The sequence below is a fragment of the Arthrobacter sp. TJ-240 genome, from assembly GCF_058269195.1.
Genome location: NZ_JBZCNG010000001.1, coordinates 175,418 through 187,372, shown reverse-complemented (window position 1 = coordinate 187,372; position 11,955 = coordinate 175,418). Strand labels below are relative to the sequence as shown.

The following is an 11,955-nucleotide window of genomic DNA, read 5'->3' as shown; positions in this document are numbered from 1 at the left end:
ATGACGCCCCATCCCATGAACCGGATTAGCTCTGGTGTGGCTTCGCGGTTGTAGCGCTGAGCTTGCCGACGATCGATGCGAGGTCGACCTTCTGAATCTGCTCAACAGGTTTGATGCGCTCCGTCACGATCGACACACCAATGCGGCCGTTGTTCGTCTGGTAGTGAGTAATCCACGTCATGCCTGACAGTCCGTACTGCACGAACGGTGCGACGTCGCATGCCTCGAGGACGGACAGTGTTACCTCTCGTTCCTCACCGACTGCCGTGCCGTCGTCATCGAGCCGTAGGGCCTTCAACGAGGTACGAAGCTGCACGCGGCCGCTGCCGTCTGGTGCTGTCTTTGTCTCCGTCTTGCCTGCGTCATCGGTGAACGACTTAGGGGTCATGTCCTCCGCCTTCGTCGGGAAGAGGCTGATGAAGCGGGTGTTCTGAACGAGTTCTCCTGCGGTGGCGATTCTCATGATTTTTCTCCTTGTTTCGGCAGGCCGTTCGGCCGGCGTACATGACGAATATCGCGCAGATCGAAACCGCAGGATCGAGGACGCTACTACGTCATTTCTGCTGTTTTTCGACGCCCTGAGATGGGCTCATCGGCTGCTGCCGGTGTAAACTTATTGTGTGATCTTCGTCACACTGTATCGTTTTCTGTATCGTTATTGCCGCTGATGCCAGTTTTGCCCCGGAATCTAGCTGAAAGATCAAATCCCCCATCCTCCGCTCGATGCACACAGGTGAACCCCGGCCCTTCGGCCGGGGTTCAGCTGCTTTAAGCGACCGATGGGTCCGCGGTCCCCGCCACTCGCCGGATGCGTTTCTTCGCCGCCGCCTCCGCGGGGCCTTCGGGGCCGAGCCCCAGCCGGATCACGCCGAGGACGAGCCGGACCGCCGTGCGGATGGGCAGGGGGATCGGCCCGAGGGACGGCACCTCGAGCCCCAGCAGCTCGCGGTGCCTGGGCTCGAGGGTGGCCACCGCCCCCGCGAACAGGACCCGGTACCCGAGGCGTTGGGAGCGGGGAAGCGGGGGACGGCGGACGTAGGTGAGCGCCTCCTGCACCTGGTCGCTGTTCGTCAGTTCGCCGTCGAACGCCGCGAGCTGCGCCCGGAGCTCGGCCACGGACCGCGGGGGGTCCTCGAGACCCATCAGGTGCCCCGCGTGCGCCCACTCCTCCACGTACCGGTCCGCGCCGCCCGGGATCGGGCCGCCATAGGCGGCGTGGGCGGCCACGAAGGCGTCCGCGAACGCGAGGTGCACCCACCGCACGAGGTCGGGATCGGCTGCGGAATAGGGGCGTTCGGCTCCGCGGCTGTCGGTGTACGTACCCTTGACGCGCGTGTGGAGGTGCTGCACGAACGCCGACCCCTCCTGCGCGGCGACCTTCGAGCCGTACGTGACGGTGAAGATCCAGCGGATGGTGTTCGCCAGCCGACCGAGCGGCTCCTCGCGGAAACTGGAGTGCGCGTGGACACCCGCCATCGCGCCGGGGTGAAGCGCCTGCAGCAGCAGGGCCCTGATGCCTGCAACAGTGGGTGTCATCGAGCTGTGCACCGTCCAGACCGCGGACCCGACGGGGAAGTAGCCCGCGTCATCGCCCTTCTCGAACTCGAACTGCCACTGCGGGATGGTGGGGTCGCCGTCCGTGAAAGTGGTTCTGAGCTGCAGCTTCCACGTGTCGATGATTCCCATGCCACGCCCTATCCTGTTGATGACCTGCGGTGGACCGGAGGCCTGCGCGGCCACCCCTTCTTCCAACGTTTCCCCGCGTCCGTTTGCTCCTGCCGCGTCCGATCCCGCCGCCATCCGTGCGGCGGGACGGGACGAAGCAGGGAGACCATCACCTATCAGGGAGCAGCAATGTCCTCGTCCCACCTGTACGAGATCGACCTCACCATGAACGACGGCACGCGTAAGTCCTTCGGCGAGTTCCGCGGGCGGCCCGTCCTGGTGGTGAACGTGGCGTCCAAGTGCGGGTTCACCCCGCAGTACGCGGGCCTCGAGAAGCTCTACGGGACGTATGCAGAGGAGGGCCTGGTGGTGCTCGGCATGCCGTGCAACCAGTTCATGGGCCAGGAGCCGGGGAACGACGGCGAGATCGCCGAGTTCTGCTCCACGACGTTCGGTGTGACGTTCCCGCTGCTGTCCAGGGGCGACGTCCGCGGGAAGGACCAGCACCCGCTGTACGGGGAGCTGACGAAGTTCAGGAACGGCGTCCTGCCCGGTCTCGTGAAGTGGAACTTCGAGAAGTTCCTCGTCGACCGCGAGGGGGACGTCGTGGCGCGTTTCGCCCCCACCGTGGAGCCGGATGCCCCCGAGGTCATCGCGGCGATCGAGGACGTCCTGGCGCGTCCCGCCGCCTGAGCCGTCGCGGCGTCAGCCGAGCGAGGCGACGCAGCGTGCGAGGAACGCGGCTCCCGCCTCCTCGTGGACGAGCGAGCCCTCCGTGATCACCTCGTAGGGCTTCGCCGGGATGCCGTCGGCGGGCCGCACATCGACGTGCGCGACGTCGAACCCCTGGTCGTGCAGGTAGTCCGCCATGGCGTAGTCGGTGCGGGAATCACCGACCGTCCGCCACGTCCGCGGGATCTCCAGGAGCGGGGCGATGAGCGTGAGGGCGCGCTCGGCGCCGAGGTCCTTGCCGACCCGCACCGATTCCATGTCGGTGGAGATGATCGTGGGGTCCACGCGGTAGTCGATGTCGCCGTTGCTGTCCGGTTCCTCGCGGTCCAGCCGGCAGGCGCCCATGTCGTGGCTGTGCATGATGTCGAGGGCGTCGCTGTCGAAGGAGAGCTGCGCCTCGAGGTAGTCGGCGTTCGCCGCGTCGAGGGACTGCTCCACGGACACCATGGCGAGCTTGGTCTCGTCGAAGAACATCAGGTCCGCGTACTTGTCCTCCACCAGGTCCCTCACCTCGTCGGCGAAGCTGGCCGGGAGCGCGAGCTCGCGGTCCACGAAGACCTGCCCCGCGCCGTCGGCCGTGAACGAGAACCAGGTGGAGCCCTTCTCGCAGACGGCGTGGAAGGTGATCCCGGCCGGGATGCCCTGGGCGAGCATCGGAGCCATGACCTGCTCCCTGATGAAGGCGTCGGAGCGCCCGGTGTTGAAGACCACCGGCCACCCCGCGGAGGCGAGCGTGAGCAGGTCGGCGATGATCCTCGTCGGCACGGTCCGCGTGACGGGGCTCGCGACAGGGCCGTCGACGTCGAGCAGCAGGCCCTGCGCGGGCCGTGCACCACCCGGCCCGGGAGCGGGGGGAGCGTCGGGGAGCAGGTCGATGGGGGCGTCCGTAGGCATGCTCCCATTATGTTCCCGAGGTGCTCGCTCCCCGTATTCGTCCCCGGCCGGCCGCCGTCCGGCAGCGGCCTGCCGGACACCGGGCGGCCGCATGGAAGACTGCTGGGCATGAGCAGGCCGGGCATCGTCGTCGTCGGATCGATCAACGCGGACCTCGTGGTCACGCTCGAACGGCACCCGCGACCGGGCGAGACCGTGCTGGGCCGCTCCATGACGGTGCTGCCCGGCGGCAAGGGCGCCAACCAGGCGGTCGCCGCGGCACGCCTGGGCGCCGACGTCCTCATGGTCGGCGCCGTCGGGTCCGACGCCTACGCGGACACCGCGCTCTCGGCCCTGGCCGCGGCGGGTGTGGACCTCAGCTCCCTCGAGCGGACGGACGGCGGCACAGGCGTGGCCGTCGTCGAGGTGTCCGACGACGGCGAGAACACCATCGTGGTGCTGCCCGGCGCCAACGGGGAGATGACGCCCCGGATCGTCGCGGCGTCGGCCGCCGTCATCGGGGCGGCGGCCGTCGTCGTCGTCCAGGGCGAAGTGCCCGCGGCCGTGACCGAGGCGGCCGTGCGCGCCGCGTCCGGGCGCGTGATCGTGAACCTCGCACCGGTCGTCGCGGTCGACCCGGAGGTGCTCCTGCGCGCGGATCCGCTGGTCGTCAACGAGCACGAGGGCGCCCTGGTCCTCGCCCAGTTGGGCGCCGGGCACGCATCGGGCCACGCGGCCGTCGTCGAGGCGCTCCTCGGGTGCGGTTTCGCGTCGGTGGTGATGACGCTCGGTGCAGCCGGCGCGCTGGTGTCCGACGGCGGTCCCGTCCGGGCGGTGCCCGCGCCCCGGGTCATCCCCGTCGACACCACGGGTGCAGGTGACGCCTTCGTCGGAGCGCTCGCCGCGCGGCTCGGGGCCGGAGACCCGCTCGAGGACGCCGTCCGGTTCGCCGTGCGGGTGGGCTCCTACGCCGTCCAGCACGCGGGAGCGCAGCCCTCCTACCCGTCGCTGGACGACGTGCTCCCCGGCGACGGCCAGGGTGTCGACGTCTGATGACCCGACGTCCTGCGCACGCCGCGGCATAACCTTTGGGCCACGAGATCGCCGCCCGGGTCCCCTCGCATTCCCTTTGGCTGAAGCAACAACCTAGGCTGTAGCAGTGATCTTCAAAGCAGTACGCGACGGACGGCCCTACCCGGACCACGGACACGTGACCCCCAGGGACTGGGCGGAAGTACCTCCCCGGCAGGTGCGACTCGACGAACTGGTGACCACCAAGACCACCCTCGACCTCGAGGCGCTCCTCGCCGAGGACTCGACGTTCTTCGGCGACCTCTTCCCGCACGTCGTGGTCTGGAACGACGTCATGTACCTGGAGGACGGCCTGCACCGTGCGGTCCGGACCGCACTGCACCAGCGGAGCATCCTGCACGCGAGAGTCCTCGTGCTCGATGACTGAGCAGGAATCGTCGCGGCGTCAGCGGGAGCAGGAGTCGCCCCGCCGGCAGCGCGCACAGGCGAAGCGCGACCCGACCGAGTGGCATGGCCACCGCATCGTCACCGAGACCGACCTCGGGGCGGCCTTCGAGGACGACGACGCCGCTCGCCGGCGGCGCTCGTCGATGCGCCGGATCCGGCACGGGGTGGTCCTGGTGCTGCTGGTCGGCCTGGTGGCGGCAGGTGTCGTCGTCGCCCTCGGCCTGGCGCGCGGCGACATCACCCTCGGGTCCTCCAACGTCGTCCCCGAGCCCATCTCCACCTGCCCGGCCGGTCCGTTCGACTACCAGGACCCGAGCGCGATCAACGTCAACGTCTACAACAGCACCACCATCGACGGGCTCGCCGGTACCGCGGCCGATCAGCTCCGGGGGCGTGCCTTCGCGGTGCGGGAGATCGGCAACCGCGAGGGCGTCTCCGTGGCCGGGGCCGCGGTCGTCGTCTCGGGCGAGGGCGGGCGGGCCAACGCGTTCACGCTGCAGCGCACCCTCCCGGACTCCTTCTACGTGCCCGACGAGCGCGAGGACAGGACGGTCGACGTCATCCTGGGCCCCTCCTACTCCGGGCTCGTGCCGCCGGAGCTCGTGGACATCACGCCGGCGGGACTCAACTGCGCGCCGGAGGAAGGCGCGCCCCCCACCCCGGCACCCGCCGCGCCCTAGGCTGCGCCGGGGTGGCCTGCGTTCCTCGACCGTCGGTCAGGGAGCGGCGCGGTTCCGCACGACATGACGCCGGAGGGCGAACGGATAGACGACCCACAGCAGGAGCACCACGAGCAGGATCGATCCGGCGACGACGAGGCCCGCGGTCCGGCCGACCACGAGGTCGAAGATCAGCCACGCGGTGCCCGCGAGGACGAGCCCCACGAGCGCGATCGTCATGCGGATGATGACCGCGGTGTGCTGCACGAGGATCGCCTTCACGCGCAGACCGAAGAGGACGCGATGCAGGTTGACGGATGACAGCACCAGGGCCGTGATCAGCGCCGACAGGCAGACCAGGCACAGGTAGACCAGCACCTGCGTGTCGTCGAGGTCGTCGAACCGGCTCTGGAAGGGCAGGGTCAGCAGGAATCCGGTGAGGATCTGGATGCCGGTCTGCATGACCCGCAGTTCCTGGAGCATCTCCTGCCAGTTCCGGTCGAGCCGCTGGTTGCTGCTCTCGCCGCGCCCGTCGTCGTCCGTCGCGGGGTCCGCGTCGGGGTCACCGACGACGTCGTCCTCAGCAGCGGCACTGCCCTTACCGTGCACACCGTCGCGGTCCACGCCTGGCTCGTGCTGGTCCGCTGCGGTGCTCACGATGCGCCTCCCTGCCCGCTAGGAGCGGGCGCTTCCCTGCCATACGGCGTCGAACGGGGCGTTGGACGCCACGCGGTTGCGGATACCCTCGGTCACGAACGCCTTGGCGGTCCGGGCGGCGTCGAGGGGTGCCGCGCCCTTGGCGAGCTCGGCGGCGATGGCCGCGGCGAGCGTGCAGCCGGCACCGCTGACAGCGACCTCTCCGACCTTCGGTGCGGACAGCACCTCCAGGGTCTCGCCGTCGAAGTACACGTCCAGGGCGTCAGGTCCCTCGAGCCGCACGCCGCCCTTGGCCAGGACGACGGCGCCGCTCTGGCGGTGGATGATCCGGGCGGCTTCCTCGAGATCCTCGATCGTCTCGATGGTCATACCCGAGAGGGACTCCGCCTCGAAGTGGTTGGGGGTCACGAAGGTGGCCAGTGGCAGGATGTTCGCCTTCAGCGCCTGATCGGTGTCCAGCGCTGCCCCGGGCTCCTGCCCCTTGCAGATGAGCACCGGGTCGAGGACCACGTTGTCCCATTCCTGGCTCTGCAGGGCGGTGGCCACGGTGTCGATGGTCGCGGGGGTGCCGAGCATCCCGAGCTTGACCGTACGGAGCGGGTAACACGACTGGATGGCCTCGAGCTGGTCGGCGATCACCTGCTGGTCGACGGGTACGAAGCGGTGCTGCCACTCGTTCTTCGGGTCGAAGGAGACGATGCAGGTCAGGGCGACGATGCCGTAGACGCCGAGCTCCTGGAAGGTCTTGAGGTCTGCCTGGGCGCCGGCGCCACCCGTCGCCTCGGATCCGGCGATGGTCAGGGTGACGGCGGGGGGCACGGGAGTCTGGGTCTCGGACATCCTCCTAGTCTGCCCGAACCGGCTCCGGGGCGGCCACCCGATCGCGGGCGAGGACGTCGTCGAGCGCAGGACCCAGGGTGGGGTAGGTGAAGTGGAAGCCGGCGTCGAGCAGCCTGCGCGGGCTCACCCAGCGGCTCTTGAGCACGAGCTCGGCCTCGGTGCGGATGATCATGCCCCCGAGGCCCAGGAGCCAGGCGGGGGTCGGCAGCCCGGCAGGGACGTGCAGGCGCTGCCGCACGGCCGCCATGAGTTCCGCATTCGTTACCACCTCCGGGGCCGCGACGTTCACGGGACCGGAGAGAGACGGTGTCACGGCGATGAAGACCACCGCGCGGAAGAGATCCTCGAGGTGCACCCAGCTGAATTTCTGCGACCCCGTCCCCATGGGGCCGCCGAGTCCGGTGCGGGCGAGGACCGTCAGGGGCGTCATCACGCTGCCGGGGCCGAGCACGATCGAGATGCGCAGTGCGACCTTCCGGACGCCCGGCACGTCGGCGTCGGCCTGCGCCCTCTCCCAGGCCCGAGCCACCGAGACCGAGAAGCCGGTGCCGAGCTCGCCGTCGTCCTCCGTCTGCGGCCGGTCCATCGCATGACGGTAGATGGTGCCGGTGCTGGCGTTGATCCAGGCCGGTGGGGGTGTGCCGCCACCCGCCCGACACCGGGCGAGCGCACGCCCGAGTTCCTCCGTGGTGTCCACACGGGAGGAGAAGATCACGTCCGCGTTCCGCTTGTTGTAGCGGCAGTTCACGCTGCGCCCGGCGAGGTTGACGAGGAGGTCGGCGCCGTCGAGCGCGGTCGCGATGCCCTGCGTGTCGCCCCACACGGTGGGCCCGGCGCGGCCGATGGTGCGGACCTCCACGCCGGCATCGGTGAAGCGGCGCACGAGGTGGCTGCCGATGAAGCCCGAGGCCCCGGCGATGACGACGGTGGTGATGTCCGTGCTGATGTCCGTGCTGATGCCCGGGCTGATGTCAGGGGTTGTGCTCATGGCGGACCAGCTTCCAGATACTGGCGCGGGCCAGGGCGGCCGCGCCTCCGATGATGAGGGCGGTGGGCAGGCTGTCCCCGAGGAGGGTGGACGGCGAGAGCAGCGTCGTGACGAGGAAGGCCACCAGGGCGAACCCGGCGAAGAAGACCCCCACATGGACCCACTGGTTGCGCACCGGGCGGAGGAGCAGCCCCAGCACGATCGCGACGGGCAGGCCGGTGATCAGGCCGACGCCGAGGCCGTACCAGAGTGCCAGCAGGAAGACGCGCGGAGCGTCGGCCCCCCACGAGGAGGCGAACGCGAGCGCCAGGGCGGTGAGGCCCACGAGGAACCCGACGGCGACGCCGCCCGGCCCGAAGGTGACGCGCGGATGCGCGGGGGGCCGTCCGTCGTCCGCTGTCCCCCCGTCCCCGGGGGGCGCGTCGCCCGCGCTCACTCGCGTGTCCCCCGGATCAGCTGCACGATGTCCTCGACGATCTTCCGGACCACGGGGAGCCGGGAGAGGATCACCAGTTTCGAGATCAGCGGCGCGGCCTGATGGATGAGCCGGCGCGTGCGGGCCTGTTCGGGGGAGGAGTCGTAGACCCAGAAGAGGGTCACGGCCATGTAGGCGTACCAGAGGAGCTCGGGCAGGTCGTCGCGGATGGCGAGCGGCGGTTGCGGCCGCGACAGGGCCACGGCCTGCCGGAACAGGGCGATGGCGCGGGCGCGGGCGACGGCGGATTCACTGCCGAAGGGGCTCGTCGTCGCCGAGGGCCTGATGGCGATGCCGATGAAGTTCGAGCCGAAGTCGTGGTACGGCGCCATGACGTCGATCCCCGAATTGAGCACGAGACGCAGCAGTTCCCCGAGGTTCTGGCCCTCGCGCAGCAGCGGCAGCACACGGGCTCGGTGTTCCTCCTGCAGGCTGCGGTAGAGCTCGTGCACGAGGTCGTCCTTGGATGCGAAGTAGTAGTACGCACTCCCGGTCGAGACGTTCGCGGCCGTGGCGATGGCGCGCATGGTGGTCTTCTCGTACCCGGCCTCGCGGAAGAGCCTGAGCGCGGTGGACACCAGCAGTTCCCTCGTGGCTTCGCTCTTGGCGGTCGGCGTGGGCATCGGGCTCCTGTCTGAACGTGTTCAATTCGGAGTGTAGCCCTCATTTGAACGCGTTCAAATACAGCTTCCTGCGCTGGTCGGGCCTGCCGCCGCTAGGCGTAGTACCTCCCCAGCACCTCCGCCTTCAGGTCGTAGAACGTGCCGTCCTCAATGGCTGCCCTCGCATCGTCGACCATCCGCACCACGAAGCGCTCGTTGTGGATGGAGATCAGCGTCGCGGACACCATCTCCTTGGCCTTGAAGAGGTGGTGGATGTAGGCGCGGGTGTAGTGGGTGCACGTGTAGCAGTCGCAGCCCTCGACCAGGGGCGTGAAATCACGACGGAACCGGGCGTTCGAGAGATTCCAGCGGCCGTCCGGCGTGTAGAACGCGGAGTTCCTCGCCACACGGGTGGGGGAGACGCAGTCGAACGTGTCCGCACCGTTCTCGATGCCGGTGAAGAGGTCGTCCGGCTCGGAGATGCCGAGCAGGTGCCGCGGCTTGTTCTCCGGCAGCTCGTCGCTGCACCAGCCGAGGATCGTCCCGAGGTTCTCCTTCTCGAGGGCCCCGCCGATGCCGAAGCCGTCGAAGTCCATGCCCCCGAGGTCGGCGGATGCCTTCCGGCGCAGATCCTCGTACTGCGCGCCCTGAATGACACCGAAGAGTGCCTGGTAGGGGCGGTGGCTGCGTTCGGCCGTGAGCCGCTCGTGCTCGGCGATGCAGCGCAGGGCCCACAATCGCGTCCGCTCGAGGGATTCCTCCTGGTAGCCGCGCGAGTTCATGAGCGTGGTGAGCTCGTCGAAGGCGAACATCACGTCCGCGCCGAGCTGGTGCTGCACCTGCATCGAGATCTCGGGCGTGAACCGGTGGCGGTCGCCGTTCAGGTGACTCTTGAACCAGACGCCGTCGTCGTCGATATGGGCCAGGCGCTCCTTGCCGACGGCCACCCGGTCGTCCGCTCCGGCCTGGTCGGCGTCCACGGGGACGTCCATGGTGATGACCTTCTTGAACCCCGAGCCGAGGCTCATGACCTGGAAGCCGCCGGAGTCGGTGAAGGTCGGACCCGGCCAGTTCATGAAGGCGCCCAGCCCTCCGGCCTCGTCGAGGATGTCCGCGCCGGGCTGCAGGTACAGGTGGTACGCGTTGGCCAGCAGCGCCTGGGCGCCGAGCTCGGCCATGGCGCCGGGGAGCACGGACTTCACCGTCGCCTTCGTGCCGACGGGGATGAAGGCCGGCGTCCGGATCTCGCCGTGCGGCGTGGTGATGGTCCCGGTGCGCCCGTGCCGTCGGGCGCCGCTGCCGGCCCCCGGCGTCGTCTCCTCGAGTCGGCTGGAGACGGTGAAGGAGAACGAGGACTGCTGGGACTGTGGATGCACCACCCTATTTTGCCAGCCCGGCGGCGGCGGGCCGACCGGCAGCCACGAACGGACCGCACGGCCGCCCGCAAGGGGCGTACCGCACGTGACGCCCGGCTATGCGAGCTGGTCGTTGAGCGCCCCGACGGCGGCGAGCTCGGCGGCGATCCTCCGCTCGAGGACGTCGCGGCTGAGCGTCTCGGACCCGCCGTGGGCCCGCAGGTAGAGCAGCACACCGATGCGCAGCACCCGCCAGTCGCGCTCGACGTCGGTCTTCCCCGCCGCCGAGGCGCGCAGGATCTCCGGGTCGTACACGTTCGGCTCGTTGAGCTGACGCTGCCGGTACATCGCGGAGGTCTTGGCGCGCAGCGGGTCCGTCTCGGCGTCATCGGCTGCCCGGATCGCGGCGGAGTACCTGGCCGAGCGGGCGTCGTCGTGCCGTGTGAGGTAGGCGGCGATCGCGAGGCCTCCCTCGATCCACTTCCACCGCCCGAAGTTGCCGTCGAAGGGCAGCTCCGCGAGGAGGTCTGCGACGGTCAGCGCCGACGCGGTGTCGCCCTCGTCGATCAGCAGGGCGAGCGCGAGCTGGTGCAGGTCCTGGAGGTTGCTGCCGGACTTGAGGTTGATGCCACGCGCCAGGCGCCCCGCCACCTTCTGGATCGCGTCGCTGTCGGGGTGCGCCAGCGCGATCTGCGCCACGAGCGCCTCGGGGGAGCCGTGGTCGGCGGCGACGGCGGATACACCGATCTCCGCGTCGGCGGGTTCGAGATAGACCATCGAGCCCGTGGCGATCGAGATGCGGCGGCCTCCGTCGATCGTCGCGACGACGAGCGCGGGTACCCCGAAATCATCGTTCTCGACCGCGACGGCCGAGACCTCCGCCAGCTCGCCTCCGTCGGGGAGTGCCAGGACGTCACCTGCCCTGAGCGCCTCCGCCGGGACCGCGCGCAGTCCTGTCCTGCCTGTCTTGTCCATCATGTACGTCGTGCCAACCTCTGCCAGTAGCCCCCTGGATCTTCTGCGGCGCGCCCGCGCGCCCGTTTCACGATACGGTAACGCGGGCGCCGGCGGGTGCCCGTCAGCGGCCCCAGCCGGCGTGCGCGAGCGCCTGGCGCAGCAGATCGCCGCGCCCGCCCGAGAGCTCGGACTGGATAGCGGGGCCCAGCGCCTCGGCGGGCGTCAGCCAGGACAGCTCGAGCGCGTCCTGCCGCGGGGCGCACTCGCCGGTCACGGGGATGATGTACGCGAGGGCGACGGCGTGCTGACGGTCGTCGGTCAGGCCGGTCTCGGAGGGGGACGGGAAGTACTCCGCGATCGTGAAGGGCAGGGGCGACGGCGCCAGCTGCGGCAGGGCGAGCGGCCCCAGATCCTTCTCGAGGTGGCGCAGCAGCGCAGCCCGGATGGTCTCCCGGTACATGACGCGGCCGGAGACGAAGGTCCGCAGCATCTCGCCCTGTTCGTTCGCCTGCAGCAGCAGACCCACCTCGTTGACGTAGCCCAGCGCGTCGCAGCGCACCGGGATCGCCTCGACGTAGACCATGGGCAGACGGCGGCGGGCCTCGTACAGGTCTTCTTCGGAGAGCCAGCCCGGGTTGGGGTCAGGGGTGCGTACGTTCATACCCCCAGTTAA

Annotated in this window: 15 protein-coding genes; 4 read left to right on the top strand and 11 right to left on the bottom strand. The window is 69.6% G+C overall.

Features of this window, described 5'->3' with window-relative positions; all coding sequences use genetic code 11:
* Positions 1-25: 25 nt before the first annotated feature.
* Together AC4D2C_RS00855 and AC4D2C_RS00850 are read right to left on the bottom strand one after the other, a co-directional pair.
* The gene (locus AC4D2C_RS00855; protein ID WP_490911773.1) at positions 26-463 is read right to left on the bottom strand and encodes a hypothetical protein; all 438 of its coding nucleotides are present in this window, start codon (positions 461-463) and stop codon (positions 26-28) included.
* 305 nt (positions 464-768) lie between these two features.
* Positions 769-1,686: an oxygenase MpaB family protein gene (locus AC4D2C_RS00850; protein WP_490911772.1), complete on the bottom strand. Its 918-nt coding sequence runs from the start codon at positions 1,684-1,686 to the stop codon at positions 769-771.
* A 168-nt stretch (positions 1,687-1,854) separates the two neighbouring features.
* Between AC4D2C_RS00850 and AC4D2C_RS00845 the strand changes: the two genes are divergently transcribed.
* Positions 1,855-2,358, top strand: a complete 504-nt coding sequence (locus AC4D2C_RS00845; RefSeq protein WP_490911771.1) for a glutathione peroxidase — start codon at positions 1,855-1,857, stop codon at positions 2,356-2,358.
* A 12-nt stretch (positions 2,359-2,370) separates the two neighbouring features.
* On the opposite strand, the gene AC4D2C_RS00840 is transcribed toward AC4D2C_RS00845, so the two are convergent.
* Positions 2,371-3,291: a Cof-type HAD-IIB family hydrolase gene (locus tag AC4D2C_RS00840; protein WP_490911770.1), complete on the bottom strand. Its 921-nt coding sequence runs from the start codon at positions 3,289-3,291 to the stop codon at positions 2,371-2,373.
* 108 nt (positions 3,292-3,399) lie between these two features.
* Between AC4D2C_RS00840 and AC4D2C_RS00835 the strand changes: the two genes are divergently transcribed.
* The 3 genes from AC4D2C_RS00835 (at position 3,400) to AC4D2C_RS00825 (ending at position 5,429) form a co-directional block, all read left to right on the top strand.
* Complete coding sequence (locus tag AC4D2C_RS00835; RefSeq protein ID WP_490911769.1) at positions 3,400-4,323, top strand: ribokinase; 924 nt, start codon at positions 3,400-3,402, stop codon at positions 4,321-4,323.
* Positions 4,324-4,429: 106 nt separating this feature from the next.
* The gene (locus tag AC4D2C_RS00830) at positions 4,430-4,729 is read left to right on the top strand and encodes a type II toxin-antitoxin system VapB family antitoxin (RefSeq protein WP_490904635.1); all 300 of its coding nucleotides are present in this window, start codon (positions 4,430-4,432) and stop codon (positions 4,727-4,729) included.
* Positions 4,722-5,429 (top strand): LytR C-terminal domain-containing protein, encoded by a 708-nt coding sequence (locus tag AC4D2C_RS00825; protein ID WP_490911768.1) that lies wholly within the window; start codon positions 4,722-4,724, stop codon positions 5,427-5,429. The genes AC4D2C_RS00830 and AC4D2C_RS00825 overlap by 8 nt, the downstream gene beginning before the upstream one ends.
* A gap of 36 nt (positions 5,430-5,465) precedes the next feature.
* On the opposite strand, the gene AC4D2C_RS00820 is transcribed toward AC4D2C_RS00825, so the two are convergent.
* The 8 genes from AC4D2C_RS00820 to AC4D2C_RS00785 all read right to left on the bottom strand — a co-directional run bounded on the left by AC4D2C_RS00820 (position 5,466) and on the right by AC4D2C_RS00785 (position 11,943).
* Complete coding sequence (locus tag AC4D2C_RS00820; RefSeq protein ID WP_490911767.1) at positions 5,466-6,065, bottom strand: DUF6328 family protein; 600 nt, start codon at positions 6,063-6,065, stop codon at positions 5,466-5,468.
* An 18-nt stretch (positions 6,066-6,083) separates the two neighbouring features.
* Positions 6,084-6,905, bottom strand: a complete 822-nt coding sequence (thiD, locus tag AC4D2C_RS00815) for a bifunctional hydroxymethylpyrimidine kinase/phosphomethylpyrimidine kinase (protein WP_490911766.1) — start codon at positions 6,903-6,905, stop codon at positions 6,084-6,086.
* A 4-nt stretch (positions 6,906-6,909) separates the two neighbouring features.
* Positions 6,910-7,893, bottom strand: a complete 984-nt coding sequence (locus tag AC4D2C_RS00810; RefSeq protein ID WP_490911765.1) for a TIGR01777 family oxidoreductase — start codon at positions 7,891-7,893, stop codon at positions 6,910-6,912.
* Positions 7,877-8,329: a hypothetical protein gene (locus tag AC4D2C_RS00805; protein WP_490911764.1), complete on the bottom strand. Its 453-nt coding sequence runs from the start codon at positions 8,327-8,329 to the stop codon at positions 7,877-7,879. The genes AC4D2C_RS00810 and AC4D2C_RS00805 overlap by 17 nt, the downstream gene beginning before the upstream one ends.
* Complete coding sequence (locus tag AC4D2C_RS00800) at positions 8,326-8,991, bottom strand: TetR/AcrR family transcriptional regulator (RefSeq protein WP_490911763.1); 666 nt, start codon at positions 8,989-8,991, stop codon at positions 8,326-8,328. Before AC4D2C_RS00800 ends, AC4D2C_RS00805 begins: the two co-directional genes overlap by 4 nt.
* 92 nt (positions 8,992-9,083) lie before the next feature.
* Positions 9,084-10,346 carry a tRNA guanosine(34) transglycosylase Tgt gene (gene tgt, locus AC4D2C_RS00795; RefSeq protein WP_490911762.1) on the bottom strand — a complete coding sequence of 421 codons (1,263 nt, stop codon included), beginning with the start codon at positions 10,344-10,346 and terminating at the stop codon, positions 9,084-9,086.
* A 96-nt stretch (positions 10,347-10,442) separates the two neighbouring features.
* Positions 10,443-11,303 carry a DUF6707 family protein gene (locus AC4D2C_RS00790; protein ID WP_490911761.1) on the bottom strand — a complete coding sequence of 287 codons (861 nt, stop codon included), beginning with the start codon at positions 11,301-11,303 and terminating at the stop codon, positions 10,443-10,445.
* Positions 11,304-11,403: 100 nt separating this feature from the next.
* Positions 11,404-11,943, bottom strand: coding sequence for an NUDIX hydrolase family protein (locus tag AC4D2C_RS00785; protein WP_334208602.1), 540 nt, complete (start codon positions 11,941-11,943; stop codon positions 11,404-11,406).
* Between the last annotated feature and the right edge of the window lie 12 nt (positions 11,944-11,955).